The sequence below is a fragment of the Parasphingopyxis algicola genome, from assembly GCF_013378075.1.
Lineage (GTDB): Bacteria > Pseudomonadota > Alphaproteobacteria > Sphingomonadales > Sphingomonadaceae > Parasphingopyxis > Parasphingopyxis algicola.
On sequence record NZ_CP051131.1, the window covers coordinates 1,413,171 to 1,438,664 of the forward strand.

Genomic DNA, 25,494 nt, shown 5'->3' on the forward strand with positions numbered 1-25,494 from the left:
CCGGAAAAGCCGTCAGTATGTGGACATGATGTTCGGTTTTGTTTTGCGTAGTTCGGAGGGGGAGACATGACGATGGGGATGATGAAGGCCGCTATTTTCGTGGAGCCGGGCCGGATCGTGATCGACGACAAGCCGGTTCCTGACATCGGTCCGACCGAGGCTCTGATCAAAATCACCACGACGACGATCTGCGGCACGGACGTCCATATCCTGAAGGGCGAATATCCGGTCGAGCCGGGTCTGACGGTCGGCCACGAACCGGTCGGCATCATCGCGGCGCTGGGTTCGGCGGTTAACGGGTTTCGCGAGGGCGAGCGGGTGATCGCCGGTGCGATCACGCCATGCGGCCAGTGTTTCTCCTGCCTCGACGGGCACCTCGCCCAATGCCGCGGCGAAGCGATCGGCGGCTGGCGGTTCGGCAACACTATCGATGGCGCGCAAGCCGAATATCTCCTCGTTCCCGATGCCGCCGCCAACTTGACACGCGTCCCCGAGCATCTGAGCGACGAACAGGTGCTGATGTGCCCGGACATCATGTCGACGGGTTTTTCCGGTGCCGAAAGCGGCGGAATCCGGATCGGCGATACGGTGGCGATCTTCGCGCAGGGCCCGATCGGCCTGTGCGCGACGGCCGGCGCGAAACTGTGCGGCGCGACGCGGATCATAACGGTGGAAACTGTCCCCGAACGGATCGCCATGTCCAAGGCGATGGGCGCCGATATCGTCATCGATTTCAACGCCGAAGATCCGGTCGACCGGATCATGGAGCTGACCCAGGAACGGGGAGTCGATGTCGCGATCGAGGCGCTGGGAACGCAAGAGACTTTCGAGGCCTGTCTGCGCGTCGCGAAGCCGGGCGGTACGGTATCGAGCCTTGGCGTCTATTCGGGGAAACTGTCGCTGCCCGTCGACGCGTTCGCGGCCGGGCTCGGCGATCATCATATCGTCACGACATTGTGCCCAGGCGGCAAGGAACGGATGCGGCGGCTTATCGAGGTCGTCGCTTCGGGCCGGGTCGATCTCAAACCCTTGGTCACCCACCGATTCGACCTGGAAGATATCGAGGCGGCCTACGACCTGTTCGCGCATCAGCGCGACGGCGTCTTGAAGATCGCCGTCACGCCCTAGTGCGAAGCGAGGCTCAGTATCCGGCCTGGGTCGACGATGCGGATGCAATCGTGTTTTTCGATCCGGACGGCCCCGATTTCCTTCAGTTTCCGGAAAGCCCGACACACGGTTTCGGGGGTCAGAGCGAGATAGGCCGCGATATCGGTCTGCGGCATCGGCAACACCGTTTCGTCGCCATGACCGAGCCGTGCGCAAACATCGGCGAGAAATGAGCACATGCGCGCGAGCGCGCCTTGCCGGCCGAGCAGCAGGCTGCGCATATAGCTCGCTTCCAGTTCGGGACGGACCGTACCGAAAAGCGTATCGTTGAAATCCGGCGTACAGCGCAATTCTTCGGTCCAGCATTCGACGGCCTGGGTCGAATAGCGAACTTCTGTAACCGCTTCGGCAGTGTACCGGCAGCGTCCGCCGAGCGGCACGCCGATCACATCGCCGGGAAAGAAAAAGCCGGTGACCTGCCGTTCGCCCTCCGACGAAAAATTGACGCTGCGGATTATTCCCGTCTCGATCCGGAACAGTTGCCGCGCCTCATCGCCTTCCCAGAACAAAGCCTGTCCGGGCGATATGTGAACGGACAATGCCCTGCGGCCGGCAGGCTCCGGATGAAATGGTATGACATTTTCCGCGAATTCCGGTTCCATGGTGTCCTCCCGAAGGTCCAAGTCGAACCAGTGCAATGTGCGGCTCGCGGGCCCGGTCGGGGAGTCGTGGCTTATACCTATGGCGCGCCGAAATCCGCCCCTCAGAGTACGGATAATGCGCTATGCGCCGTTGTGGATGCCGAGCCGCATCGCCATGCGAACGATATCGGCCAGGTTTTTCGCCTCCATCTTCGTCATCACCCGCGCGCGATGTATCTCCACGGTCCTCGGGCTGCACCCCAGATTATAAGCGATGACCTTGTTCGGCTGGCCGGTCACCAACTCGCGGAAGACATCCTTCTCACGTGGCGTCAGCGTATCCATCCGGGCGGCGAGTTCCGCGCGTTCGGTCGATTTCGCGCGCCCGGCTTCGCGTTGAGCAACGGCCTTTTCCACGGCTTCCATCAGTCGGGCATCAAGAAACGGCTTTTCGAGGAAATCGGCCGCGCCTTTCTGGATCGCCGAAACTGCAAGATCGACATCGCCATGCCCCGTCATCATGATGACCGGCAAGGCCGGGTCGCGGCGCTGGAGCTGTTCCAGGAGATCCATGCCGTCATGCTTGGGCATCCGGATATCGAGCAGGACGCAATCCGCTTTGCGCAGATCCGCATCGGCAATGAATGTCTCCGCATCGTCATGCGTTTCGATCGCATAACCGGCCAGCTTGAGCCGGCCGCCGAGTGCATCGAGGATCGCCGGATCGTCGTCGACGAGAATAATCGCGGCCATCCCTAATCCTCGGTCGAAGCGGGAATGGCGAAACAGAGACGGGCACCGTTCGCCTGGCGGTCCTCGGCCCAGATCGTGCCGCCATGCGCGGTGACGATCGACCGGCAGATGGCAAGGCCTATGCCCAGCCCGTCGCTATTGCCGCTGACGAACCGGTCGAAAAGGTCGTCGCGCAGCTTGGGATCGATGCCGGTGCCGGTATCCTCGACGCATATCTGGACATGCGTATCCCGGTGCGGCTTGGCGGATATCCGGATAAGCGGCACTTCGGCATTGCCCAGCGCTTCCACGGCGTTGCGCAGGAGATTGTGCAGCACCTGCTGGATCTGCACCGGTTCCACGCGGACCGCCGGAAGATCTTCGGGGATATCCAGTTCGATGGCGATCCGCTTCTTTTCGCTTTCCAGGAGCGAGAGATCGACGGCTTCGCGGATCAATGGTTCAAGCTCGCAACGCGTCTTCTCACCGCCCGTGAAGCGGACGAACCGTCTGAGCGACCGTATGATATCGCCGGTGCGTTCGGTCTGCCGGTTCGCCTTTTCGATAAACTCCTGCGCGGACGCAATGTCGGGATCTTTCTCCGAAAGCTGGTGGCTGGCGGCACTCAGATACTGGTTGATGGCCGCAAGCGGCTGGTTGATCTCGTGCGCCAGCCCAGTCGCCAGCTCGCCCATGGATGCGACGCGTGCCATATGCTGCATCGCCGTTCGCATTTCCTCTTCGCGTACCTTCGCCCGTTCTTCCTCGGTCAGGTCGTGCAGCAACCCCACGAACAAAGGCTCCCCACCGTCCCAGACTTCGGCAACTCTCAGAAATACGGGAAAGAGCGAGCCGTCCTTGCGCCGGGCTTCGACTCTTCGGCCGACACCGATGATATGCGGCTCGTGTGTTTTCACATAGCGGGCGATATAGGCATCATGGCGGTCATGATGTGGCGAGGGCATCATGACGTTCACATTTGCACCGATCAATTCGTCGCCCGAATAACCGAACATCGTCGAAGCGACGGCGCCGATCGACTGGATGATGCCGTGCCGGTCGATCGTCACGATCATGTCCGGCGACATAGACAAAAGCGCGTTCAGCAGCAGGTCCCGCCGGGCAAGCTCCGTATCCGGTTGTTTGGGTGCATTCATTACTGACTCCCAGGAGCTGCACATCGCATGACGGGCGGATCCCACGCAAGCGATCTGCACGATCCCGTTTGGCTGGATCATCGTTTGCGCGGTTGACCCCGATCAATTCGCGAATCGCGGCGCGGAGCGAATATGGATTGTCCGGTCGGACTTGCGAACCTCGGCCCCGGGAAGCGCCGACGTGTCAAATCCGACCGACACGACCATTCGAAGGAGGCTCAACATGACCGATGGATCGCCCGTTCCCGCTTTGCGAGGCCGCCATGGTCTCCAGCTACATCCGTTCCGCAGATTGCAGGACCAGGTCGACCGGCTGTTCGACGATTTCGGCGGCCTGTCGTTTGCGTCCGACGACCTTTCGATGAAGCCGAAAATCGACCTCAAGGAAACCGATACCGGCTTCGAACTGACCGCCGAGATGCCCGGCGTGACCAGGGACGAAGTCGATCTTCGCGTGACCGAGGACAGTGTGACGCTACGCGCGGAGAAGAAAAGTACGCGCGAAGAGAAGGAAGACGATTATCAGATGGTCGAACGCCGTTTCGGCACCTTCCAGCGCGCCATGCGATTGCCGACCCAGGTCGATCCCGACCAGGTATCGGCGGAATTCAACGACGGCGTACTCAAGGTGACCCTGCCCAAGGCGGCTAACGCCGAACCGGATTCGCGCAAGGTCGAAATCGGATAACGAGATCGGGCACCGCCATACCCTTTGCGTGGCGGGAACCCCGATGGGCGACGGCAGCCGATCCCTGCGCATCAAGCGACCCGGATGCGCCCGGCTGCCGTCCCCTTTTTCCGGCTTTCGAAAGTTGACGCGGATCAATGACGCAGCATCATCGGCCAGCCACTATGGCCGCACTCAACTGACAGGCGTATAGATCTGAATTGCCCGGCAGAATTGGCCGCGCATCATTGTAACCAGGAGGCCCGATTGACCACCGCAACCGTTGAAAAGCAGCAAGACGACACAGTATTGCAAAAGGCCCGGTCGATCGTCGAAGCCGCCGGTGAGGATGAGAAGGCCCGGCCGTCCGTCCGCTGCTTCTTCGACGAGCCCACCTTCACTGCCAGCTATGTCATCCACGATCCCACGACGATGAAGGCCGCGATCATCGACTCGGTACTCGATTATGACGCGCCGTCGGGTCGTACTTCGCACGCCTCGGCGGACGAAATCATCGCCTATGTGAAGGATCAGGATCTCGAGATCGAATGGCTGCTCGAAACCCATGCCCATGCCGACCACCTGTCCGCAGCGCCCTATCTCCAGGAAAAGCTTGGCGGAGCGATCGCGATCGGCCGCGAGATCCTGACGGTCCAGAATGTGTTTGGCGCGCTGTTCAACACCGGTCCCGATTTCGCGCAGGACGGATCGCAATTCGACCGGTTGTTCGACGATGGCAACCGCATCCAGCTCGGCGAGATCCAGGGTGTCGTGATGCACGTACCCGGCCATACGCCGGCCGACCTAGCCTATGTTATCGGCGATGCGGCCTTTATCGGCGACACGCTGTTCATGCCCGATTACGGCACGGCGCGCGCCGATTTTCCGGGCGGCGACGCGCCTACACTCTACCGTTCGATCCGGCGACTCCTGTCGCTACCGGCCGAAACCCGATTGTTTCTATGCCACGATTACAAGGCGCCGGGCCGCGACCAATTCGCCTGGGAAACAACGGTCGCCGACGAGCGCGACCATAACATCCACGTGCACAACGGCGTGTCGGAAGAAGAATTCGTCGCCATGCGTACGGCGCGGGACGCGACGCTCGCCATGCCGACGCTGATCCTGCCCTCGATACAGGTCAACATGCGCGGCGGGCATTTCCCCGAACCCGAAGATAACGGCACGCGCTATCTCAAAATCCCGCTGGACGCGGTCTGACGATGATTCCCGACTATGCCATGCCCGTTCAAGGCCTGATCGGCGGCCTGATGATCGGCGTGGCAGCCGCAGTCATGCTGCTCGGACTGGGGCGGATCGCCGGGGTCAGCGGGTTGTTGGCGCGGATGATGCGGATCTCGGACAGCGGGCCACCGCTGGTGCTGGCGGGAATGTTCACCGTCGGCCTGCCGCTCGGCGCATTCATCGTTTCGCTGCTCTCCGGGCCGGTCGAGACGCGCTATCCCGAATCCGCCGTCATCCTGATCGTCGGCGGGCTCGTCGTCGGGTTCGGTACGCGCCTCGGCAGCGGCTGCACGAGCGGCCATGGCGTGTGCGGGCTGTCCCGCCTCTCGAAACGCTCGGTGGTTGCAACGCTGTGCTTCATGGGTGCGGGTTTCGCCACGGTGGCCATCATGAACGGCCTGGGACTGGGCTGGTGATCCGCATGGCGATCCTGGCGCTCGGATCGGGCGCGCTGTTCGGCGCGGGGCTGGCGATATCGGGCATGGCCGATCCGACCCGGGTGCGCGATTTCCTCGACCTGTTCGGTCGCTGGGACCCGACCCTCGCCTTCGTCATGGCCGGCGCGATCCTGCCCATGGCGATTGCCTGGCAGATTCAGCGCCGTCTTCTATCCCCTTTGGCATCCTCGGAATTCAATGTCCCTTCTACGGCGAAGATCGACGGCAAGCTGGTTAGCGGATCGCTGCTGTTCGGCGTCGGGTGGGGCATTGCCGGTCTGTGCCCGGGTCCCGCCATTGCCGGCCTCGCGCTCCGGCCGTCCGAAGCGCTGATCTTCGTCGTGGCGATGATCGTCGGGATGATGGTCTATCGCAGCCTGAGCCGACCGGCATTTGTAGAAACGCTGGCCACTGAAAAGGGGTGAAGCCATGGACGCCAAGGATCTCTCGCCCCGTCCCGCCCGTGCCGGCAATTCCGCGACACAACGCCATGACATATTGATCGTCGGCGGCGGATCGGCCGGGATAGCGGTCGCCGCCTCCCTGCTGCAGCGCGACGAGAGCCTGTCGATCACCATCGTCGAGCCGCGCGAAACGCATTATTACCAGCCCGGCTGGACCATGGTCGGCGGCGGCATCTTCGATCGCAGTCAGACGCACCGGCCGATGGCGAGCGTCATCCCGAAAGGCGTCCGCTGGATCCGCGCCCGCGTGGCGCAATTCGCGCCGGACCGCGATGCGATCCTTCTCGAGGACGGAACGCAGCTCTCCTACGGCGTGCTGATCGTCGCGGCCGGCATCAAGCTCGACTGGGAGCAGATCGACGGCCTCCCCGACGCGCTCGGCAGGAGCTGCGTCACCTCCAACTACACATTCGAAACCGCGCCCTATACTTGGCAACTGGTCCAGTCCCTCGAGGAAGGCGTCGCGCTGTTCAGCCAGCCGCCGATGCCGATCAAATGCGCAGGCGCCCCGCAAAAGGTGATGTATCTGGCGTGCGACCATTGGCGGCACTGGGGACGGCTGCCGAAGATCGATGTCGCCTTTCACACGAGCACACCCGCCCTGTTCGGGGTCGCCGACTATGTCCCCGCGCTGCAGAGCTATGTCGACAAATACGGTATCGAGCTGCGGCTGGAATCGCGCCTGATCGCCGTGGACAGCGCGACCCAACGCGCGACGTTCGCCGGAGCCGATGGCGAGGTCACCCGCGATTTCGATATGCTGCATGTAACGCCGCCCCAAGTAGCGCCGGATTTCATCGCCGACAGCCCGCTTGCGGCGGAAAACGGGTTCGTCGAGGTCGACGACGAAACGCTCCGCCATCCGCGTTACGGCAACGTCTTTGCATTGGGCGATGTCTGCTCGGCGCCCAACGCCAAAACCGCCGCGGCGGTCCGCAAACAGGCTCCGGTCGTCGCCTGGAACATCCTCGCTATGCTCAGCGGGACGGGCCGTCACGCCGCCTATGACGGCTATGGCTCCTGCCCGCTGACGGTGGAGCGCGGCAAGATTGTGCTCGCCGAATTCGGCTATGGCGGCGAGTTGCAGCCGACCTTCCCGCATTGGCTGATCGATCCGACCCGCCCGTCCCGGCTCGCCTGGCATCTTAAGGCGTCGCTGCTTCCCTGGGTCTATTGGAACGGAATGCTGCGCGGGCATGAATGGCTGGCCGGACCGAAAATCCTGCCGGGCGCAATGGAGCCGCCGCAGACGGATACCGCCCAAACCCAATCCGTAACCGGTTGAACAGGAACTCCGCCCGCCTGATGCGATTGTCCCGCTATTTTCCGATCCTCGACTGGGGCCGGCACTATACGGGCTCGACGCTGACCAGCGATCTGGTGGCGGCGATCATCGTCACCATAATGCTGATCCCGCAAAGCCTCGCCTATGCGATGCTGGCCGGGCTGCCACCGGTCGTGGGGCTCTACGCATCCATCCTGCCGCTCATCGCCTATGCGCTGTTCGGGACGAGCCGGACCTTGGCCGTCGGCCCGGTCGCCGTCGTCTCGTTGATGACCGCGGCGGCCGCTGGAACGGTCGCTGCGGCGGGATCGGCCGACTATATCGCCGCCGCGCTGATCCTCGCCACTCTGTCGGGACTCATATTGCTCGTGATGGGCCTCATGCGGCTCGGTTTTCTCGCAAACCTGCTGTCGCACCCCGTGGTATCGGGCTTCATCACCGCAAGCGGCATCATCATCGCGACCAGCCAATTGAAGCACATACTCGGCATCGAGGCGAGCGGGCACGCCATGCCCGAGCTGCTCTCCGGGCTCTGGGCCAATATCGCCGATATCAACGGACCGACCCTGGCGATCGGCGTCGCGTCGCTGCTCTTTCTCTTTTGGGTCAGGAAGGGCCTCAAGCCGCTGCTGATCCGGATCGGGCTGGCGCCGCGCCCGGCTGATCTGCTGGCCAAGGCCGGACCGGTCTTCGCCGTCGTCGCAACCATAGTCGCCGTCATCCTGCTCGGGCTGGAAGAAAGGGGCGTCAGCACGGTCGGCGTCATTCCCTCTGGATTGCCGCCGATCGGCGCGCCGCTTTTCGATGCCGAGCTCTGGCTGGAGCTCGCCATCCCGGCCCTGCTGATCAGCATCATCGGGTTCGTGGAATCGGTTTCGATCGCCCAAACGCTCGCCGCCAAACGCCGGCAACGCATTGCGCCCGATCAGGAGCTTGTCGGCCTCGGCGCCGCCAATATCGCGGCCGGCTTTTCGGGCGGCTATCCGGTGACCGGCGGATTTGCTCGCTCGGTCGTCAATTTCGATGCCGGCGCGGAAACGCCGGCGGCTGGCGCCTTCACGGCGGTCGGCATAGCCGTTGCGGCGCTGATGCTGACCCCGCTGCTCCAGACGCTGCCTGTCGCGACGCTGGCGGCGACGATCATCGTCGCCGTGCTGAGCCTCGTCGACCTTCGGACGCCTCTCGTCACGTGGCGCTATTCCAAGGCCGATTTCGCAGCGATGGCGATCACGATCGCGGGGACCTTGCTGTTGGGCGTCGAGACCGGCGTGATCGCCGGGGTTGCGCTCAGCCTGGCCCTCTTTCTGTGGCGCTCGTCGCGGCCGCATGCGGCGGTCATCGGCCGGGTTCCGAATACCGAGCATTTTCGCAATGTCGAACGGCATACCGTCATTATCCTTCCGCATGTGCTGATGATCCGGGTGGATGAAAGCCTCACCTATCTCAACGCGCGCTGGCTCGAGGAATATGTGCTCGAACAGGTGGCCGACCATCCCGAACTCAAGCATCTCGTGCTGATGTGCTCGGCGGTTAACGAGATCGATGCGTCGGCACTCGAAAGCCTGGAGGCGATCAATCACCGGCTGGCGGACGCGAATGTCGAATTTCACCTGTCCGAGGTGAAGGGGCCCGTGATGGATCGTCTCCAGGCCTCCCACTTTCTCGATACGCTGACAGGCGACATTTTCCTGTCGCAGAACCGGGCGTTCGCCGAACTGGCGAAGCGCACCGGGAGCGCCGATATTCGGAAACCCGAATTGGATCCCTACGGGCCGCGCGGCCTGATATAGCGGTGTTCGGGAGGGGCGCGATGAAACTCGAACACAGCCACGATCCGGCGGCGATCTCGGCGCGCCTGGCGGACGGCTCGAAACCCTCTTATGTCCGCGATTTCGTCTATGGCGGTATCGACGGGGCGATCACCACCTTTGCGATCGTCGCCGGCGTGGTCGGGGCAGCGCTCTCCGCCAATATCATCCTCATTCTCGGTCTCGCCAACCTGCTGGCGGACGGGTTTTCGATGGCGGCCAGCAATTACAGCGGGACCAAGACGGTCATCGACAATGTCGAGCGGGTCCGCGAGATCGAAGCCCGGCACATCCGCGTCGATCCGGACGGCGAGCGCGAAGAGGTCCGGCAGATCCTGGCGCGTAACGGGCTATCGGAATCGACGCTCGACCAGGCCGTTCAGTCGGTGACCGCCGATCGGCAGCGATGGATCGACTTCATGGTGACCGAGGAATATGGCCTCGCCGCGACCAATCCGTCCCCGCTGCGCTCTGGTCTCGCTACCTTTTCGGCCTTTGCGATCTGCGGCGCCGTTCCTTTGCTGCCCTTTCTCGCCGGTGACGCGAATGCACTCACCGTGTCGATCGTCATGACCGCCATCGTCTTTTTCGCGATCGGCGCCGCCAAGAGCCGCTGGGCGCTTACCGCCTGGTGGCGATCGGGTCTGGAAACGCTGTTCATCGGTGGCACTGCGGCAGCCCTAGCCTATGCCACCGGCTATCTGTTGCGCACGATCTGGGATGTCAGCGTCTGAACTGCGATATTGACGGTGGTTGGCGCACTCCCAAGCCTGTCGGCACATTTGACGCACATCAAACTGGTTAGCAGTATTTCGCGATACGGAGACAATCGGAGAGGCTTCGTGCATCCGTCTCTCCGCGCGGGCGCCCGATTTCGGTGATACGAGGTCGCGCCCGCGGGCATCGGATGTACCGTTTCTAGGGGACGCGAAAATTGGGCCAGGATATTGCACGATCGCGGTTCGAGCAAAACGACCATGCAGAGTTCCGGGCACGGCTCCGAAACGAGACGAAGACGCTGAAGCGCTGGTTCGAGGAAAAACGGTTCGAACGGTCCGATACGTTCACGACGGGCCTCGAGCTCGAAGCCTGGTTGGTCGACGAGAATTTCCTCCCCACGCCGAGCAGCAACGAATTCATCGCCACGGCGAACGACCCGCATGTCGTCCATGAACTTTCGAAGTTCAATTTCGAACTCAATGCCGATCCCCACGGTCTGACGGACCGATGCTTCGCCACGATGCGCAACGATCTCGACAGCTTATGGCGGCGCTGCACGCATGCGGCGGAGACCCTGCGGCAGCAGCCATTGGCGATCGGTATCCTGCCGACCGTGCGCGACGAGATGCTCCAGCCGGCCTGGATGTCCGATCTCAACCGGTACAAGGCGCTCAACGACGAGCTGTTCCGCGCCCGCCAGGAGGAGCCGTTTCATATCGAGATCAGCGGCCAGGACGAACTCGATTACCGTTGCGATCATATCATGCTGGAGGCGGCCTGCACCTCGCTCCAGGCTCATCTCCAGATCAACCAGGACGACGCCGTCCGGTTCTACAATGCATCGCTCGTCGCGGCTGCGCCGTTGATCGCCGCGACGGCGAACTCTCCATTCCTCTATGGCAAGTCGCTATGGGCCGAGACCCGGATTCCGGCGTTCGAACAGGCGACGAAGGTTCATGGCTTTCTGGATCTCCATGGCCGGCAGGTTCTGCGGGTCACGTTGGGCATGGGCTATCTGCGGCAATCATTTATCGAGCTTTTTCTCGAAAATCTGAGCTATCCGACGCTGCTTCCCATCGTCAGCGAGGACGGCGATCGCTTTCGCAATCTGCGCCTCCAGAACGGCACGATATGGCGCTGGGTCAGGCCGATCATCGGGTTCGACGGCGCCGGCACGCCGCATCTGCGGATCGAACATCGGGTCATGCCATCCGGGCCCACGATCGCCGACACGATCGCCAATCTCATGCTGTGCTTCGGCCTGATGATCGATCTCGGCCGTGCGGAAACGCCGCCGGAAACGGAAACCGGGTTCGAGGATTGCCGCGCGAATTTCTACGCCTGCGCCAGGGACGGGCTGAATGCGCGGATATGCTGGGCCGGAAAGACCCATGATGTCCGGGCCCTGCTGCTCGAAAAGCTGCTGCCCGACGCCAAGCGCGCGCTCGCCCGGGAAGGCGTGGATACGGCCGATCTCGACTATTATTTCGACGAAATCTTGCAGGCGCGCATAGCGTCCGGCCTCATCGGCGCGGAATGGCAGCGCCGTTATTATTCCGGGAATGGCCGGAACTTCCAGGCGCTGACCGAACGCTATGCCGAATTGCAAGGCGGCGGTACGCCCGTCCATAGCTGGCCCCTATGACCCAGCAAGATGCGGTGATCCGGCTCGATCGCCTGAACCAGTTTCCGGCCGGCCTCACCGATATCGGACCACGGGAGATTGCAACGGTTCTCCCAAATCCGGCGCTGATCATGATTCCCGGCGAGCGCGAAGATCCGCTGTTCGTGTCGACGGTTCTCCATGGCAACGAGACGACGAGCTTTTTCGTCCTTCGCGAACTTGCCCGCAAATATGGTGCGACGCCGCCGCCGAGAAGCCTGATGATTTTCGTCGGCAACGTTCGGGCGATGGCGGCGGACGCCCGCTACCTTCCCGACCAGCACGATTTCAATCGTATCTGGGCGGACGGAGACAGCCCGTTTCACCATCTCGTGCGCCAGGTCGCCGAGGCCGCCCGCGAACAGGATCCGTTCGCAAGCATCGACATTCACAACAATACCGGCACCAATCCCTATTATGGCTGCGTCAACGCGCTCCGGCCCGCCGACCTGCACCTGGCGGCAGCGTTCGCCCCGGTCGGCGTTTTCTACCGGAATCCGTCGACAACCCAGTCCGTCGCCTTTTCGCAATTCTGTCCGGCGGTCACGATCGAATGCGGGAAAAGCGGCGATGAAGCGGGTATCGCGAAAGCGCTGTGGCTGATCGACCATGTTGCAGCTCTCGAGCATTTTCCCGACCATGCGCCGCCGGACGAGGCTGTCCGGCTCTACCAGACGGTCGGCTCGGTCGTCGTCGATCCGGCCAGCAGCATTGCGTTCGGCGACAGCGGCGCCGACCTGGCGTTGCGACCGGATCTCGAGGCAATGAATTTTTCGGACCTCGAAGCCGGAACCTATTGGGCGACGGCCCGTGAGCCGGCGCGCGCGTTGCGCGTGATCGGCGAACATGGGGATGACCTGACCGATCAGTTTTTTGTCGCCGACGGCGGGCGGATATCTCTCAAACGCGCTGCGACGCCCGCGATGATTACAAGCGACGAGAGCGTCATCCGTCAGGATTGTCTCGGATATCTGATGGCGCCGCTCTGATTTGTCCTGGATCAAAATTCCCGGCATCGATCGCGCTACAGTCGTCGAACCGACCGGGTTTCGGTCGCATGGTCGAATACGCAACAGGCTGAGGAGATAAGAGACTATGTCACATGTACCGCACGAACTGGCGGAGGAATTTCCGGACCATGTCGATCGGCTTCACGACCTCAAGGTCGGCAATGCCCATTTCGCGAAGCTGGCCGACGAATACCACACGATCAACCGCGAGATTCACCGGATCGAAAGCGGTGTCGAGCCGGGAACCGACGAGCGCACCACGGTGCTGCGCAAACAGCGGCTCGAGTTGAAAGACGAGATCGCGGCGATGATATTCGAAACCGCCCGGTAGCCATCGGCCAATTGCCGCAGACCGCCGATCAGTATGCGGCCGGCGGCGCCCATTCGGTATCGGCCAGATACGCCAGTTTGTCGGGAAGGACCGGCGCATAGGGCGCATCGTACCGGAAAGGCGCCTGCTCGTCCGTCCATTGATTGACATGCCGTCCACCGACGAAGCGGATCAGGGACACGCATCCCCAGCGCGCGCCGAATGGGCCGTGAGCAATGCCCGGCGGCCGCCAGAAATAGGCGCCGGGATACATGGTACCGAACGGGCCGGTCAGCGACCCGGCGATCAGATACGCCTCTTCCACCACCGGATGCATTTCCTGCGGTCCTTCCCCGGTCGGCGGTGCGCTTTGCGGCAGGATGAGCGACAGGAAGGTGCGCTCGCCGGTAACGGGATCGGTGCGCAGATTCTTGCGCGAAATGCCCAGATGCCGAAGATTGGGATCGTTCAGGGTCATGTCCCACTCCATCGCGGCCGCATCGATATGTGGAATGGCGCGGGATGCATCCTCTTCGGCCAGTTCGCCCTTGTCGGGCATCAGCGTCGGTTCGCGATCGTAAAAGGCCAGCAGGGCGCAGCCGTCCGGCGCGCTCATCGAGCGGCGCGTCCACCCGGCCGGCAGATAGGCATAACTATCGGCCGGATAGACATGATCGTCCATATGCAGTGCGCCTTCGAGCACGTAGAATTCTTCGCTCGCGGCGATATGCTCGGGCCCTTCGCGCGACCAGCCCGCCGGATAGCGTATCAGCGCCGTACAGGCGCCATCGGCGGGATCCCGGCTCAACATCTTGTATTCGGCGTCCGGCCTGGCGAGCCCCGCGCCGATCCGCCGCCAGGGCAGCATCTGGGCCTGGACGAATTCGATATGATCGCGCGTCAGCATGGAACGCCCTCCCGATGGCATTGCAAGACGGACAATCCATAGATCCGCCGCCGGCCGCTGCTTTGATCTATCTCAACGGCCTCTCCCGAGCCTGGCGTGCCGGATCAGTCCGAAGCGGCCTCTTTCAGGTCCCGGTAAAGGCGTCGGGTTCGATCGGGTATCACCAACTCGGCGCCCGTGCCGTTCCGTTGCGCCGTCCTGAGCGACGCTTCGAAGAACCGCTCATCCGACCGCGCAGGATCGAGCCCGAGCCGTTCGCAGATCGCGGCCAGGCGATCGAGATAGCGATCGGAGTCCGTATCGAAATCGACCAACGGAAACCGTTCGCGCCGCCAGAGCGCGAACAGCCGTTCGTTGTAGTGATGCCAGAGATCGACGAACGCGCCCGAAGTGCCAAACTCCGGATTGCGCTTCAGCAACGACCGGGCGACGGCGACAGGGCTGCGAACGGTTCCCACGAATTCGGCGTCGGGAAGCGCAGCACGCCAACCGTCGAGCAGCAGCAATAAGCGGGGATCCTTGAGCCCCCAAGGGCTTCTGCCCCGATAGTCGGCTATGATTGCGTCACGCCGGGCCCGATGATCCGCCTGCCACTCCATCCGCGGCGGCGGGCGGTGCCAGGCACCTCCGTTCGATGTGAGAATCTCCTCATTGAGCAACATGACTTTCTTGTTTTCGCGATTGCCCTTCCGGTTGTGCGGCGATGCCTCGATCACATCGCCTAGGAAAAGCCCGGCCGATTGCAGTGTGCCGGCGAGCGCGCTGGTGCCGCTTCGGTGCATGCCGAGGATGAGGATGACACGACCGGTCATGCGTCTCCCCTTGCCGTTCCCTTCGGCTCGCGCATCGTCAGCCGGCATGGAGCGCGAAGAATTTTTCGCGATGCTCCCGGTCATAGTCGGGATAATCGTATATATTCAGCAAGGAGAGATGCCGATGGGCGACCTCGGTCGAGATGAGCGACTGCCAACCCTTCGCCCTCAACGCCTTGTGCATCGCCGTATCGCGGTCGAATCCGATCTCGGCAAATGCCTTTTTCCGCATGACGAGCAACCGCAGGGGCGGACAATGCGGCGAAATCAGCGGATCGTCGACATGGACGTACCGGCGCATCGGCGCCCGTGCCTTGATGAGGAAGGTCAGGTCCTCCTCGCTCATATCGGGGCAGAGTTTCCGCGCCTGTTCCATATCGACGAAATCGGGCTGGTAGACACGGGATCCGATCGAACCGATTTCGGGATCAGCGCGCATGTGAGACAGGATCGTTTCCAGCCAGCATCGTTCGGTTTCCACGACCGCCGTATCGCCCTCGATGAAGACGAAAAACTCGTCGATCTCGTCCCAATAGCGCTCGATGAGCTTCTCGAAACGCCGCGGGTGATTTTCAGAGCAGAAATGGACGGCTTCGAACATGCCGCGCCGATCGAAACCGTCGATCACATTGCGCACCAGCGGATCGCCGGAGGCGTTATCGGCGAGGACGAACCGGCAGGGCGACCGGGTCCCCCGATAGAAGCTGTCCAGGCATGCCCACAGATAGATCGGCCGTTCCCAGCTCAGAATAAAGGCATGCGGCCCGCCGCCGGTGTCTTCACAGATAGGCACGCGCTGTCTATCGACGATCTCCATGCCCGACGCAATCCGCGCCTCCGCAAAATCCGGCAGTCTTTCCGCCAAACCGGGGACCGATTGGGAAAGGGTCCGGGGCGGAATGGCGAAGCGCGCGACCCGCAATGTGCTGCGCTCGCGCGGCAATGACTGACGTGCCGAAAGTCGATTTTCTCGTCGTCGGCGTACAAAAAGCCGGAACGACGGCGCTATACCAGTTTCTGCGCTCGCATCCCCGGCTTTTCCTGCACCGCAAGGCCAAGGAATTGCATTTCTTCGACCGGGATCATCTTATAGACTGGGCGTCGCCCGACTATTCGCGCTACGAGGCCATGTTCGCCGGCAAGCAGCCTGGGCAATATGCAGGCGAAGCGACGCCAGCCTATGCGTTCTGGCCGCGATCGCCCGAACGCATCGCGCGGTACAATCCCCAAATGCGACTGATCATGTGCCTGCGGGACCCGGCAGACCGGGCTTTTTCGCACTGGCAGATGGAGAGTCAGCGCGGCAACGAGTGGTTGAATTTAGCCGATGCGGTGCGGACCGGACGTCACAGGACGTTGATCAACGACAAAAGCCTGCGGCGTTTCAGCTATGTCGAACGGGGGTTTTACGGCGAACAGATCGCCCGCCTGCACGACCATTTTCCGAAGGACCAGCTACTCGTGACAACGCATGACGCAATGCGCGCCGACTTGCCGGCCTTTCTGGATATGATTTGCCGCTTTCTCGATATCGCGCCGTTCGCCGATTATCCCGAAAACCGGACGATCCGGCCGCAGCAAATGAGCGCCCCCGCCGGTGCGCCGGATCCTGCCGAAATCGAGTATCTGCGCACGCTCTATCGGGACGATATAGAAAAAACCGAGGCCCTGACCGGACTCGACCTGTCAGCCTGGCGGACGGGCGTGTCAGTCTGATCCGCTCCCTGTCCGGCGATACCCGGCTATTCCGCCCTTACCGCCCATTCACTGCCGGCCAAGCTTGGCGGGACGACGGTCTCGATATTCAGCTGGCCTTTGAGGCCGGCCGTTCTGTGGACGCTGATCTCCTGCCATTCGGGCGACATCGACATGCGGACCATGTCGGCGCGAGACGGATAGGAAGCGATGGCGATCTCGTCCCACAGCTCCTCGACCTGGCCGAGCGACAGGAAGGTGACATCGCCTAAAAATACCGGCTTCCCTCCGAATTTCGGAAGGAGTTCGGCGACTGCCTTGCCGTAGATCGCATAGGCTTCGCGGCCTGTAAGATCGGTTTCGCGGCCGTCCGCATATTCGGCCCTGTCCTTGAACTTGAGCAGATTGACCATGAATATGGGCCCCTCCGGCCCCGGCTCCATCAACCCCTTGATACGATCCGGATCGGTCGGCGTTACCTCGTTCAGGACTTCCATACCGGTCTCCTTCCTCAGTCGACGAGCGCGGCAACGCCGTAGCCACGCGCGATCGTCCGTCTGGCGATGTCCGCCGGCGCGAAGGCGTCCGCCAGCACCCGCAGCGCCGCATCGATATCGTGGCGCCGGCCGCACAGGAACAGGTCGAGCGCGGCGTAATCATGTTCGGGCCAGGTGTGGATCGACAGATGCGATTCCGCGAGCAGGGCGACGCCCGTCACCCCCTGCCCCTGGCCGAAATGATGGAGATTGAGATCGAGGATCGTCGCGCCGGCCGTCTGCGCCGCATCGCGCAGCGCGCGTTCGACAAGCCCGATATCGTCGAGCGGCGCTGCGCAGCCATGAAAGTCCGCCAGCACATGGCGGCCGTCATAGGGTAAGGGCGGCCTAACCGTCATAGCGCCGCCATTCGTCGGCGAAGGTGCGCACGAGGAGCTGATTGTCGAGCCGGTTCGGCTCGGCCGCGACGGGCGCCATATCCGGCGGGAATTCGAACAGGGCGGGTTCGGAATCGGCGGTCACGAAACGGCCGCCCGGCAGGATCTCGGCGTCTTCCGGCACGCCGGCCGGCGAGGCGAGGATGAAACCCCATTCGCCGAAGCTCGGAACATAGGCATGATAGGGCCGTGTCTCGAAACCGGCCGCCTCCAGCGTCGCGGCGATCGTCCAGAAGGCGCGCGGCGCGACATAGGGCGAGCCGCTCTGCACCGAAACCATCCCGCCCGGCGCCAGCCGGTTGCGAAGCGCGCGGTAGAAGCTTGTTGTGTATAGCTTGCCGAGCGAGAAATCGGTGGGATCGGGAAAGTCGATGACGATCGCATCGTACAGTCCATCATCCTCGCGGACCCAGCGGAAACCGTCCGCGTTGATCACCGTCATCCGGGAATCGCTGAGCGAACCGTCATTGAGCCGGGCGAGCAACGGCGTATCGCGAAACAATCGCGTCATCGCCGGATCGAGATCGACCAGGGTGACGCGCTCGACCTCGGGATGGCGGAGCACTTCGCGCGCCGCGAGCCCGTCGCCGCCGCCGAGGATCAGCACATTGCGCGGGTTTTCCACACGGCCAAGATTGGGGAGCACCAGCGCCTCATGATAACGATATTCGTCGAGCGAAGAAAATTGCAGATTGCCGTTCAGGAACAGCGAGACATTGTCGCCCCGCCGGGTCAGCACGATGCGCTGGAACGGCGTCGAGGTCGCATGGATAATCGGCTCGTCGATACTCGCGGTCTCGGCCAGCCGCTGGAACCGTTCGGCGCCGAGAAAGCCGATGACGAGCGACGCAGCGACCAGCGACCCGGCCAGCATCTCGACCGGCAGGCGCCTGCTCCTGGGCTGGATGGCGATCAACGCGATCGCGACCACGACATTGAGCAGCCCGAACAGGAAGCCGGTGCGGATCATCCCGATGAACGGCATCAGGATCAGCGGGAAAAGCAGCGACGCGGCAAGCGCGCCGACATAGTCGAAGGTCAGGACGGTCGAGACGGTCTCTCGGAAGTCGAAATCCTCGCGCAGGATCTGCATCAGCAGCGGGATTTCGAGACCGACGAGAAAGCCGATGACGAGAACCAGCGCATAAAGAGCGACGCGGAACTCATCGACGACCGGGAAGAGCATAAAGAGGATCGCCGCTGCCCAACCGCCGATCAGCGCGATCAGGATTTCGGCACGAATGAAGAGCCTTAGCTCATCCTTCTTCACATAGCGTGAGAACCAGCTGCCGATCCCCATCGCGAACAGATAGACACCGATGATCGTGGAAAACTGGGTAACGCTGTCGCCGAGCAGATAGCTGGCAATGGTGCTGGCGAGCAGCTGATAGACGAGCCCGCAGATCGCGACGACGAAGACCGACGCGATCAGGGCATAGGCGAGCGGCCCTGCATGGCCCCCGGACCGGGGCTCGGGCGCGGCCGTGTCAGCCAACGATCGCGGCCGCCACGATGATCGACAGGCCCAGCGCGATGGCGCCGGCGAATATGGCTACCGCGACATTCTGCTTCTTCTCGATCTCTTCCCAGAGGCTGCCCGGGGTCAGCAGGTCGAGAATGACGAAGGCGACGACCATGACGAAGATGCCGACGCCCGCGTAGAGCAGCGTCGCGCCCACTAGATAAAAGCTGAATAGGTTCATGACTGGCTCTCCCTGATAATCTCTCTTGCGCTCAAAATCATTTGTGCCGCGGCCCGCGGCCGATAAAGACGCCGCCCGGTCCGACGCCGCTCGCGCGTTGACCATCGGCGAAAGGCGAATAGCCGCTGAACGAGGCATAGGCGAAACCCGATGTCACGAGCAGGCACCACAATCCGAAAATGAAAACCCCGCGATTCATGGTCTCTCTCCGAACATCATGGCCTCAATCATCGTCACCTCCCGCGAAATCGCTGTCCGACTTCCGGCGCGATTCAAAGCTCAGATGCTTGAACCATTGCCAGAGCGCCGGGGCGAACACGACCAGCAACGCAAGGAAGAGGTTCGAGTAGAAGGTCGCGCCCTTCTCGATCGTCACGTCGACCTGCGCGTTGCTGCTGCTGCCGAACTGGCTTTGTGTCCAGCGGCTTCCCGCCGCGAACACGTTGAGCTCATAAGTTCCTGCCGGAATCATCGAGAATTTGCTGGTCGAATAGCTGCTCCCCTCGGACCAGTTGCCCTCCGCATCCCGACCCGAATAGCGTTCGACGACATTGTTCGCCTCGAATATCTCGCCCGTATCGCGATTGGTCAGCGTATAGGTGAGATCGATCCAACTATTCTCGATCCCCGGCGCCTGGGCCGAAACCGTGACCGCCTGGCGCGGGCGATCCAGGACGATCGGCCCGACCTTGGCGGTCTGCTCGACGCCGTTGGTCGCGAGATTGATTCGCGTCGTTTGCGGATCGCTGGTTCCCCCGAACAGGAATGTGATGACAAGCAGGGCGACAGCCACCGCCACCGCCAGTTTCATGAATTGCCCGGCCTTTTGGCGATAGGGCGATGGCTGATGAGGCAGCGGCAAACCTCCGCCCTTGGGCGGATCGATGCCGAAGGCGTCGGTAATCTCGTGCGGTTCGAGCAGTTCGGACAGCGTCCAGACCGTCTCGTTGCGCGTTCGTTCCCAGCTTAGCATCTTGCCGGGCCGGACGAAATCGGCCGTCAGCGCCTCGTCGCCGACCTTCACGCGCCAGTAGAACTCGCCGAGCACATAATCGACCTGCGCGCGGGTCTGGGCATAGAAGGGCTCGTAGAATTCGCCATCGACCTCGAAGCCGACCAGCGTCTTCTTTTCGGGCGCCGCGGTGAGCTGCCGCCCCAGGCTCCAGCCGCGTCCGTCGGTGTCCAGAAACGCGTAGCCCTCGTACGGATTGAACAGCAGATATTCGTCCCACGGATATTGACCGTTCTCCGAACGGCGCTGATAGCCGATCACTTCCCATTCGGTGCCACGCATCATGCCCCTGCTGCCAAGCGGCAGTTCGAGCTTACGGACTTCGCCTTCGTAACGCTGGATTATACTGACATCGGGATTACTGACATCCAGCGTGGACCCGCAATATTGGCAGGCGATGCTGACCGAATAGCCGGCTGCCTTGATCTCCACCGTGCCGCCGCAATTGGGACAGTTGAACTGTTCGGCGGCGGGCGCGCTGTCGCTTTCGGACGGCACGACGATGCGCTCGGCCGTCGGCCCTGCCGCTGCTTCCGGGGCCGGTTCGCCCCAGGGGTTGGGCCGATCGTCCTCAGGCGGCATAATCGGGCATCTTCCAGCCATGGATAGCGCGCAGATTTTTGGGGTTGAGTTCGGCCAGCGTCACATAGTGCCCCATATAGAAGGCCGGGTCCTCGTCTTCCTCCAGCTCGAAATTCGCCGAGAATCCGTCGGCATCGCGAAGATCGACATTGAAGACTTCCCAACCCGTCGACGGCGCGAAGGGCAGTTCGCCCTCCGCCGCCACACAGGTCGCCATACGCGCATCGGCGACGACGAACTCGGAACCGTCGATCTGCGTGCGATCGCCGATCCGGGCCTTCTTACCCTTCGCCAGTCCCCGGATCAGCTTGGAGCGGATTTCCTTGAGCGGTCGCTCGATAACCATCTGGAACTGGCCGTCGGACTCGCTGAGCCAGCCATGCGTCATGTCCGAAAACAGGCAGAGCCAGTCGTTCCACGCCCCCTGGTCATAGGCCAGACGAATGCGACCGATGACATCGAAATGCTTGCCGCCATATTCGCCGCGCGTGCCGATCTGGATCGGGCTCACATCGAACGGCAGCACAGCGACTTCGCCGGCCAGCTCGACGCCGTCGGCGATGCGCTTCACCGTACTGTGGCAATAGTCGCAGATGCGGGCGGGCAGCGCGGGCGAGCGGAAGATCACTTCCGCACCGCAGTTGGGGCAGTTTTCGGACTGCATCGCCTCGCCTGATTCCCCCTCGTCGCGCCTAGACCTGGCTCAGCAGATCGGCTTTTTTGGCCTCGAATTCTTCCTTGCTGATTGCGCCCATCTCGTGAAGCTTGTGCAGCTTCTCGATCTGTTCGAACGGATCGGCTGCTGGAGCCGCGGGCGCAGCCGGGGCCGCCGGCGCGGCGGCTGGCTGTTGAGCCAGCGCGCCGGCCATGGTCTGGCCGATCGCCATGCCCGCACCCGCGCCAGCGCCGAGACCGGCCATGCCGCCTTCCTGTTCGGCGGCCTTTTCGATCGCCTCGGCGGCCTGGAATTTCGCATATTGATCGAGATCGCCCAGTACGCGCATCGAGCTTTTCTTGTCGAGATGCTTCTGCACGGCTTCGGGCAGCGAAACGCTTTCGACGAAGAAGGTCGGTACTTCGAGGCCATATTGCTCGAACGCCGGTCCCACGGCTTCCTTCAGCGCTTCGGAAAGCTTCTGCTGGCTCGCCGCGAGATCGATGAACGGTACGTCCCCGCTGCCGAGGCCCGTCGCGAGCGCCGTCATGATCGCGGCGCGCAATTGCGGTTCGATCGAACCGACCGTGACCCGGTCGAGCGTCCCGACCAGCGCGGCATAGAAGGGCGCGATATCCTTGATCCGGAACGAATAGGTGCCGAATGCGCGCAGGCGGATCGGGCCGAGCTCGGGATCGCGAATGGTGACCGGCTGCGCCGTACCCCATTTCAGGTTCACCTGCTCCTTCTGCGAGAAGAAATAGACGTCCGTCTTGAACGGCGATTTGAACGCCTTGTCCCAGTTTCGCAGGTTGGTGAGGATCGGCATGCTCGACGTGTCGAGCGTGTGCAGCCCAGGTCCGTACATATCGGCGAGAACGCCTTCGTCGATGACCACAGCGGCCTGCGTCTCGCGCACCGTGAGCTGGGCGCCGTTCTGGATCTCATTGTCGGCGAAATCGATCTTTTCGGCGAGTTCGCCGGGCTCCTCCTCCCACTCGATGACATCGACAAATTGTTTCGAAATGAAATCCCTGAGGCCCATCGCATCACTCCCTTTTCCGTGCGGACATTAGCGTTGCCGCGCGCACGCGCCAACCATGTTACTGATATAGGGTGGCAACACGCGAATTTTTAGGGGGCGGACCGGAAAATCGACGAAAAAAGGGCGAGAAAGCATGCTTCCCCGCCCTTCCGCTGAGACCGTGACCAGGTCCTAGAAGGTCGTACTGAGGCCGAAAGAGACGCTGCGACCGCGTTCGTAGCTCAATGCGTCGATCGTCGAGCCGTCCGGCGCGCGATAGAATTCGCGGAAATCCTCGTTGAGGATATTGCGAACCTCGAGCGTCGCCTGCAATTCCTGGCCGAACAGGGTGAGCGCCTGGCGCCAGACGAAATCGAGCTGAATCCGGCCCTCCTCGCGGATATCCGGCGCGTCGCCGATCGGCGACCGGTTGGTGATCCGGTCGCTGGTATAGGTCAACAGGATCGACTGTTGCGAGAGCCGGTCCTCATCCTCGAGGCTGAGTTGCAGGTTGACGATATGGTCCGACTGGCCGGTCAGGGCGACGCCGTCGATGAAATAGCTGGTCGCCGGCTGCGGATCCGAGAAGCCCGGCACGATGACCGCGTCGCCATCGCTCACCGAGATTTCCGATTGTGTGTAAGTATAGTTGACCTGCGCACGCAGCCGCCGCGAGGAGAACAGCCCACCCCAGTCGTAGAGCGGGAAGAATTTCACCAGCTCCGTCTCGAAACCGTAAAGCGTCGCCGCCGGCGCGTTGAGGAAGGTGACGTTGATGTCATTGTCCCCGCTCGTCGCCAGCTGCTCGATCGGGTTGTCGATATCCTTGTAAAAGGCGGCGATGCTGAACAGCTCGTCGCGCTGGAAATACCATTCGAAACGCGCTTCGGCGTTGAACAGCTCGGTGTCGATCAGGCCCGGATTGCCGCGGAAGGTGCGGTCGTTATCCGGGTCGGTATAGGACGGCGCCGCGAGCTCGCGGAACTGGGGCCGGCCGATCGTCCGCGAGGCGCCGAGGCGCAACTGCATGTCCTCGGCGAAGTTCCAGGTCAGCGTAGCCGCCGGGAGCCAATAGTCATTGTCGAGCGGCGGTGCGACGAAGAGCGGGTTTACCTCGAAACCGAAGAACGGAAGCGGCGTCACGCTCTGGGTCGCATCTTCGTACCGGACGCCGGCGGCGATGCTGAAACCGTCGAAAATCTCAACGTCCAGCTGGCCATAGCCGGCATGGACTTCCAGTTCGGCCGTATAGGCATCGCCGCCCTGTGCATCGGTCCGTTCCTCGACGAAGATATCGTAAAAGCCGAGGATCGCGTCGGAAAAGAGGAAATCCGGGCGCAGCTGGCTCACCTCGAACGGCAGACCGCCCTGCCGCTGGGTGACGAAGCGGAAAGCGCGCCGCTCGAAATCGCGCTCGTTCAGATAATAGGCATAGCCCGCATTGATATCGAAGCGCCGCCCGGTCGGAACGCTGTAGGTCAGATCGATCTGCGCGCCGTATACATTGTCGTCGAGGTTGGAAAAGCTCAACAAATCCGTCTGACCGCCGGTCCGCGTATCATGGATGAAATCATTGGCGGTCGTATCGAAGGCATATTGGATCTCGCGCTCATAGGGCGCTTCGCGCTGCGCATTGGCGTAACTGCCGCGCAGATCGATATTGAGATTGTCGAATTCGAACTCGCCGACCAGCTGGGTGCTGATCAGCTGCCGTTCGAACCATTCGGTGTTCTGGTTGTTCTGGATCCGGCCGGTGTTGCGGACCGGGCTTACCGATGTGCTGATCCGCGCTTCCTTCGCGGTGTCGCGGATATACAGGTTCGTGAAACGGATCTGGTGCTCGCCGAATTCGGCGCCGATCCCGACCAGGCCGTTCACGACGATCCGGTTTTGCGTCGACAGAAAGCGATAATCGGAAACGTTGGGCGTGATCGTCTGGTCGTCATTGGTGAATTCGCCCTGCTGACGGAGGCCGCCGCGGGTTTCCCAGCTATTGTCCCAGCCGGCCGTCGCCACGAAACCGAGCCGGAAATCGCTGCCGATATCGATATAGGTGCCGCCGGTAACGTTGACGCTCCCGTTGAACGGTATGTCGTCGTTGCGCTGCACGAGGTTGATATTGGCGTTCTGGAAGCTGCGCGAGATATCCGCGATGTCGGCCACGAAGCCGGGAGCCGACGGATCGCTGAACTCGGGCTGGTCGAAACGGATGCGTACGCCGCTGTCGAGTGCGGTCTGCACGATCGTCGGGATGTCGCGCGTGCCATCGTCGAATCCGGTCCAGTCCGTGTCGCTGCCATAATAGGTATAACCGGTTTCCAGCGTGGTTTCGGAGTTCCCGCTCACGCTGCCGCTGAACGTGATGAAGGGCTCGTCGGGTACCGCGCGGGTCGTGAGATTGATCACGCCGCCGCCAAATTCGCCCGTATAATTGACCGAATAGGTCTTCTGGACCAGCGAACTCGCAAGAATGCTCGTCGGGAAGAGATCGAGCGGAACCGTGCGCTTCAATGGTTCGGGCGACGGCAGGGGCGATCCGTTGAGCAGCGCCAGCGAATAGCGTTCGCCGAGACCGCGGACATAGACGAACCGGCCGCCGACCAGGCTGAGACCCGAAACGCGCTGGAGGGCGCCCGCGGCATCTCCCTCGCCCGTCCGGGCCAGGTCTTCGGTCGACAGGACCGAAAGCACTTCGGAGGATTCGCGAATCGGCTCGGGTATGTACCGGCCGGTCACGACGATGGGCGTACCGCTGCCGCCGCCGGTCGAGATATCGACATCGTCCCGGGTTTCATCCTCGTCGGGCGTTTCGGTTTCGGCAGCCTCGTCGACCGGTCCTACGGTCTGCGCGACGGCTGCCGGTGCAGTCAGCGCGCTCGATACGAGCAGGAGGCCCGCGAGCTTCAATGTCTTGGTCATGGCGA

The 25,494-nt window shown here is 62.4% G+C and carries 27 protein-coding genes; 12 read left to right on the plus strand and 15 right to left on the minus strand.

The window, feature by feature from the left end; translation table 11 throughout:
* Positions 1 to 72: 72 nt before the first annotated feature.
* Positions 73 to 1,128: an NAD(P)-dependent alcohol dehydrogenase gene (locus HFP57_RS07010; protein ID WP_176871188.1), complete on the plus strand. Its 1,056-nt coding sequence runs from the start codon at positions 73 to 75 to the stop codon at positions 1,126 to 1,128.
* On the opposite strand, the gene HFP57_RS07015 is transcribed toward HFP57_RS07010, so the two are convergent.
* The 3 genes from HFP57_RS07015 to HFP57_RS07025 all read right to left on the minus strand — a co-directional run bounded on the left by HFP57_RS07015 (position 1,125) and on the right by HFP57_RS07025 (position 3,637).
* On the minus strand, positions 1,125 to 1,769 hold the full coding sequence (locus HFP57_RS07015; protein ID WP_176869117.1) for a Crp/Fnr family transcriptional regulator: 645 nt from the start codon (positions 1,767 to 1,769) through the stop codon (positions 1,125 to 1,127). The two genes, HFP57_RS07010 and HFP57_RS07015, sit on opposite strands and share 4 nt — an antisense overlap.
* A gap of 120 nt (positions 1,770 to 1,889) precedes the next feature.
* Positions 1,890 to 2,501: a response regulator transcription factor gene (locus tag HFP57_RS07020; RefSeq protein WP_176869118.1), complete on the minus strand. Its 612-nt coding sequence runs from the start codon at positions 2,499 to 2,501 to the stop codon at positions 1,890 to 1,892.
* A 2-nt stretch (positions 2,502 to 2,503) separates the two neighbouring features.
* On the minus strand, positions 2,504 to 3,637 hold the full coding sequence (locus HFP57_RS07025; protein WP_176869119.1) for a sensor histidine kinase: 1,134 nt from the start codon (positions 3,635 to 3,637) through the stop codon (positions 2,504 to 2,506).
* A 223-nt stretch (positions 3,638 to 3,860) separates the two neighbouring features.
* On the opposite strand from HFP57_RS07025, the gene HFP57_RS07030 reads away from it, so the two are divergent.
* From HFP57_RS07030 to HFP57_RS07075, 10 genes are all read left to right on the plus strand, one after another.
* Entirely contained in the window at positions 3,861 to 4,325 is a 465-nt protein-coding gene (locus HFP57_RS07030; RefSeq protein WP_176869120.1) for an Hsp20/alpha crystallin family protein, read from the plus strand.
* 288 nt (positions 4,326 to 4,613) lie between these two features.
* Entirely contained in the window at positions 4,614 to 5,525 is a 912-nt protein-coding gene (locus HFP57_RS07035) for an MBL fold metallo-hydrolase (protein WP_176871189.1), read from the plus strand.
* Between the two features lie 2 nt (positions 5,526 to 5,527).
* Entirely contained in the window at positions 5,528 to 5,965 is a 438-nt protein-coding gene (locus HFP57_RS07040) for a YeeE/YedE family protein (RefSeq protein WP_176869121.1), read from the plus strand.
* A gap of 5 nt (positions 5,966 to 5,970) precedes the next feature.
* Positions 5,971 to 6,411 carry a DUF6691 family protein gene (locus HFP57_RS07045; protein WP_425500733.1) on the plus strand — a complete coding sequence of 147 codons (441 nt, stop codon included), beginning with the start codon at positions 5,971 to 5,973 and terminating at the stop codon, positions 6,409 to 6,411.
* A gap of 4 nt (positions 6,412 to 6,415) precedes the next feature.
* Positions 6,416 to 7,735 carry an NAD(P)/FAD-dependent oxidoreductase gene (locus HFP57_RS07050; RefSeq protein ID WP_176869122.1) on the plus strand — a complete coding sequence of 440 codons (1,320 nt, stop codon included), beginning with the start codon at positions 6,416 to 6,418 and terminating at the stop codon, positions 7,733 to 7,735.
* Between the two features lie 20 nt (positions 7,736 to 7,755).
* Positions 7,756 to 9,525 (plus strand): SulP family inorganic anion transporter, encoded by a 1,770-nt coding sequence (locus HFP57_RS07055; RefSeq protein ID WP_176869123.1) that lies wholly within the window; start codon positions 7,756 to 7,758, stop codon positions 9,523 to 9,525.
* A gap of 20 nt (positions 9,526 to 9,545) precedes the next feature.
* Entirely contained in the window at positions 9,546 to 10,277 is a 732-nt protein-coding gene (locus tag HFP57_RS07060) for a VIT1/CCC1 transporter family protein (RefSeq protein WP_176869124.1), read from the plus strand.
* Positions 10,278 to 10,477: 200 nt separating this feature from the next.
* Positions 10,478 to 11,908 carry a glutamate-cysteine ligase family protein gene (locus HFP57_RS07065; protein WP_176869125.1) on the plus strand — a complete coding sequence of 477 codons (1,431 nt, stop codon included), beginning with the start codon at positions 10,478 to 10,480 and terminating at the stop codon, positions 11,906 to 11,908.
* Positions 11,905 to 12,915 (plus strand): M14 family metallopeptidase, encoded by a 1,011-nt coding sequence (locus tag HFP57_RS07070; RefSeq protein WP_176869126.1) that lies wholly within the window; start codon positions 11,905 to 11,907, stop codon positions 12,913 to 12,915. Before HFP57_RS07065 ends, HFP57_RS07070 begins: the two co-directional genes overlap by 4 nt.
* A 106-nt stretch (positions 12,916 to 13,021) precedes the next feature.
* Positions 13,022 to 13,267 (plus strand): HP1242/YdcH family protein, encoded by a 246-nt coding sequence (locus HFP57_RS07075; RefSeq protein ID WP_176869127.1) that lies wholly within the window; start codon positions 13,022 to 13,024, stop codon positions 13,265 to 13,267.
* A gap of 28 nt (positions 13,268 to 13,295) precedes the next feature.
* Here HFP57_RS07075 and HFP57_RS07080 read toward each other — a convergent pair whose 3' ends face one another.
* The 3 genes from HFP57_RS07080 to HFP57_RS07090 all read right to left on the minus strand — a co-directional run bounded on the left by HFP57_RS07080 (position 13,296) and on the right by HFP57_RS07090 (position 15,758).
* Entirely contained in the window at positions 13,296 to 14,153 is an 858-nt protein-coding gene (locus tag HFP57_RS07080; protein WP_176869128.1) for a cupin domain-containing protein, read from the minus strand.
* A 104-nt stretch (positions 14,154 to 14,257) separates the two neighbouring features.
* Positions 14,258 to 14,965, minus strand: a complete 708-nt coding sequence (locus HFP57_RS07085; protein WP_176869129.1) for a sulfotransferase — start codon at positions 14,963 to 14,965, stop codon at positions 14,258 to 14,260.
* A gap of 37 nt (positions 14,966 to 15,002) precedes the next feature.
* The gene (locus tag HFP57_RS07090) at positions 15,003 to 15,758 is read right to left on the minus strand and encodes a glycosyltransferase family protein (protein WP_176869130.1); all 756 of its coding nucleotides are present in this window, start codon (positions 15,756 to 15,758) and stop codon (positions 15,003 to 15,005) included.
* Positions 15,759 to 15,907: 149 nt separating this feature from the next.
* Here HFP57_RS07090 and HFP57_RS07095 point away from each other — a divergent pair, with 149 nt between their 5' ends.
* A complete protein-coding gene (locus tag HFP57_RS07095) occupies positions 15,908 to 16,681 on the plus strand; it encodes a sulfotransferase family protein (RefSeq protein ID WP_176869131.1) in 774 nt (257 codons plus the stop codon).
* Between the two features lie 26 nt (positions 16,682 to 16,707).
* Here the strand turns inward: HFP57_RS07095 and HFP57_RS07100 are convergent, their stop codons facing one another.
* From HFP57_RS07100 to HFP57_RS07140, 9 genes are all read right to left on the minus strand, one after another.
* Positions 16,708 to 17,157, minus strand: a complete 450-nt coding sequence (locus HFP57_RS07100) for a DUF1330 domain-containing protein (RefSeq protein ID WP_176869132.1) — start codon at positions 17,155 to 17,157, stop codon at positions 16,708 to 16,710.
* Positions 17,158 to 17,171: 14 nt separating this feature from the next.
* Positions 17,172 to 17,555, minus strand: coding sequence for an adenosylmethionine decarboxylase (gene speD, locus HFP57_RS07105; RefSeq protein WP_176869133.1), 384 nt, complete (start codon positions 17,553 to 17,555; stop codon positions 17,172 to 17,174).
* On the minus strand, positions 17,545 to 19,089 hold the full coding sequence (locus tag HFP57_RS07110; RefSeq protein ID WP_176869134.1) for a polyamine aminopropyltransferase: 1,545 nt from the start codon (positions 19,087 to 19,089) through the stop codon (positions 17,545 to 17,547). Before HFP57_RS07110 ends, speD begins: the two co-directional genes overlap by 11 nt.
* Positions 19,082 to 19,297, minus strand: coding sequence for a DUF350 domain-containing protein (locus HFP57_RS07115; RefSeq protein WP_176869135.1), 216 nt, complete (start codon positions 19,295 to 19,297; stop codon positions 19,082 to 19,084). Before HFP57_RS07115 ends, HFP57_RS07110 begins: the two co-directional genes overlap by 8 nt.
* Before the next feature lie 37 nt (positions 19,298 to 19,334).
* A complete protein-coding gene (locus tag HFP57_RS07120) occupies positions 19,335 to 19,496 on the minus strand; it encodes a hypothetical protein (protein WP_176869136.1) in 162 nt (53 codons plus the stop codon).
* Positions 19,497 to 19,520: 24 nt separating this feature from the next.
* Positions 19,521 to 20,891: a DUF4178 domain-containing protein gene (locus tag HFP57_RS07125; RefSeq protein ID WP_176869137.1), complete on the minus strand. Its 1,371-nt coding sequence runs from the start codon at positions 20,889 to 20,891 to the stop codon at positions 19,521 to 19,523.
* A complete protein-coding gene (locus HFP57_RS07130; RefSeq protein ID WP_176869138.1) occupies positions 20,881 to 21,555 on the minus strand; it encodes a DUF4178 domain-containing protein in 675 nt (224 codons plus the stop codon). The genes HFP57_RS07125 and HFP57_RS07130 overlap by 11 nt, the downstream gene beginning before the upstream one ends.
* Positions 21,556 to 21,583: 28 nt before the next feature.
* Positions 21,584 to 22,591 carry an SPFH domain-containing protein gene (locus HFP57_RS07135; protein WP_176869139.1) on the minus strand — a complete coding sequence of 336 codons (1,008 nt, stop codon included), beginning with the start codon at positions 22,589 to 22,591 and terminating at the stop codon, positions 21,584 to 21,586.
* Positions 22,592 to 22,762: 171 nt separating this feature from the next.
* The gene (locus HFP57_RS07140; protein ID WP_176869140.1) at positions 22,763 to 25,489 is read right to left on the minus strand and encodes a TonB-dependent receptor domain-containing protein; all 2,727 of its coding nucleotides are present in this window, start codon (positions 25,487 to 25,489) and stop codon (positions 22,763 to 22,765) included.
* Between the last annotated feature and the right edge of the window lie 5 nt (positions 25,490 to 25,494).

What these genes read in the sequence shown, in the direction of transcription:
- HFP57_RS07010 (WP_176871188.1), top strand. Translation starts at nt 73, where the DNA reads ATGGGGATGATGAAGGCCGCTATTTTCGTGGAGCCGGGCCGGATCGTG.
- HFP57_RS07015 (WP_176869117.1), bottom strand. Translation starts at nt 1,769, where the DNA reads ATGGAACCGGAATTCGCGGAAAATGTCATACCATTTCATCCGGAGCCT.
- HFP57_RS07020 (WP_176869118.1), bottom strand. Translation starts at nt 2,501, where the DNA reads ATGGCCGCGATTATTCTCGTCGACGACGATCCGGCGATCCTCGATGCA.
- HFP57_RS07025 (WP_176869119.1), bottom strand. Translation starts at nt 3,637, where the DNA reads ATGAATGCACCCAAACAACCGGATACGGAGCTTGCCCGGCGGGACCTG.
- HFP57_RS07030 (WP_176869120.1), top strand. Translation starts at nt 3,861, where the DNA reads ATGACCGATGGATCGCCCGTTCCCGCTTTGCGAGGCCGCCATGGTCTC.
- HFP57_RS07040 (WP_176869121.1), top strand. Translation starts at nt 5,528, where the DNA reads ATGATTCCCGACTATGCCATGCCCGTTCAAGGCCTGATCGGCGGCCTG.
- HFP57_RS07045 (WP_425500733.1), top strand. Translation starts at nt 5,971, where the DNA reads ATGGCGATCCTGGCGCTCGGATCGGGCGCGCTGTTCGGCGCGGGGCTG.
- HFP57_RS07050 (WP_176869122.1), top strand. Translation starts at nt 6,416, where the DNA reads ATGGACGCCAAGGATCTCTCGCCCCGTCCCGCCCGTGCCGGCAATTCC.
- HFP57_RS07055 (WP_176869123.1), top strand. Translation starts at nt 7,756, where the DNA reads ATGCGATTGTCCCGCTATTTTCCGATCCTCGACTGGGGCCGGCACTAT.
- HFP57_RS07060 (WP_176869124.1), top strand. Translation starts at nt 9,546, where the DNA reads ATGAAACTCGAACACAGCCACGATCCGGCGGCGATCTCGGCGCGCCTG.
- HFP57_RS07070 (WP_176869126.1), top strand. Translation starts at nt 11,905, where the DNA reads ATGACCCAGCAAGATGCGGTGATCCGGCTCGATCGCCTGAACCAGTTT.
- HFP57_RS07075 (WP_176869127.1), top strand. Translation starts at nt 13,022, where the DNA reads ATGTCACATGTACCGCACGAACTGGCGGAGGAATTTCCGGACCATGTC.
- HFP57_RS07080 (WP_176869128.1), bottom strand. Translation starts at nt 14,153, where the DNA reads ATGCTGACGCGCGATCATATCGAATTCGTCCAGGCCCAGATGCTGCCC.
- HFP57_RS07085 (WP_176869129.1), bottom strand. Translation starts at nt 14,965, where the DNA reads ATGACCGGTCGTGTCATCCTCATCCTCGGCATGCACCGAAGCGGCACC.
- HFP57_RS07095 (WP_176869131.1), top strand. Translation starts at nt 15,908, where the DNA reads ATGACTGACGTGCCGAAAGTCGATTTTCTCGTCGTCGGCGTACAAAAA.
- HFP57_RS07100 (WP_176869132.1), bottom strand. Translation starts at nt 17,157, where the DNA reads ATGGAAGTCCTGAACGAGGTAACGCCGACCGATCCGGATCGTATCAAG.
- speD (WP_176869133.1), bottom strand. Translation starts at nt 17,555, where the DNA reads ATGACGGTTAGGCCGCCCTTACCCTATGACGGCCGCCATGTGCTGGCG.
- HFP57_RS07115 (WP_176869135.1), bottom strand. Translation starts at nt 19,297, where the DNA reads ATGAACCTATTCAGCTTTTATCTAGTGGGCGCGACGCTGCTCTACGCG.
- HFP57_RS07120 (WP_176869136.1), bottom strand. Translation starts at nt 19,496, where the DNA reads ATGAATCGCGGGGTTTTCATTTTCGGATTGTGGTGCCTGCTCGTGACA.
- HFP57_RS07125 (WP_176869137.1), bottom strand. Translation starts at nt 20,891, where the DNA reads ATGCCGCCTGAGGACGATCGGCCCAACCCCTGGGGCGAACCGGCCCCG.
- HFP57_RS07130 (WP_176869138.1), bottom strand. Translation starts at nt 21,555, where the DNA reads ATGCAGTCCGAAAACTGCCCCAACTGCGGTGCGGAAGTGATCTTCCGC.
- HFP57_RS07135 (WP_176869139.1), bottom strand. Translation starts at nt 22,591, where the DNA reads ATGGGCCTCAGGGATTTCATTTCGAAACAATTTGTCGATGTCATCGAG.
- HFP57_RS07140 (WP_176869140.1), bottom strand. Translation starts at nt 25,489, where the DNA reads ATGACCAAGACATTGAAGCTCGCGGGCCTCCTGCTCGTATCGAGCGCG.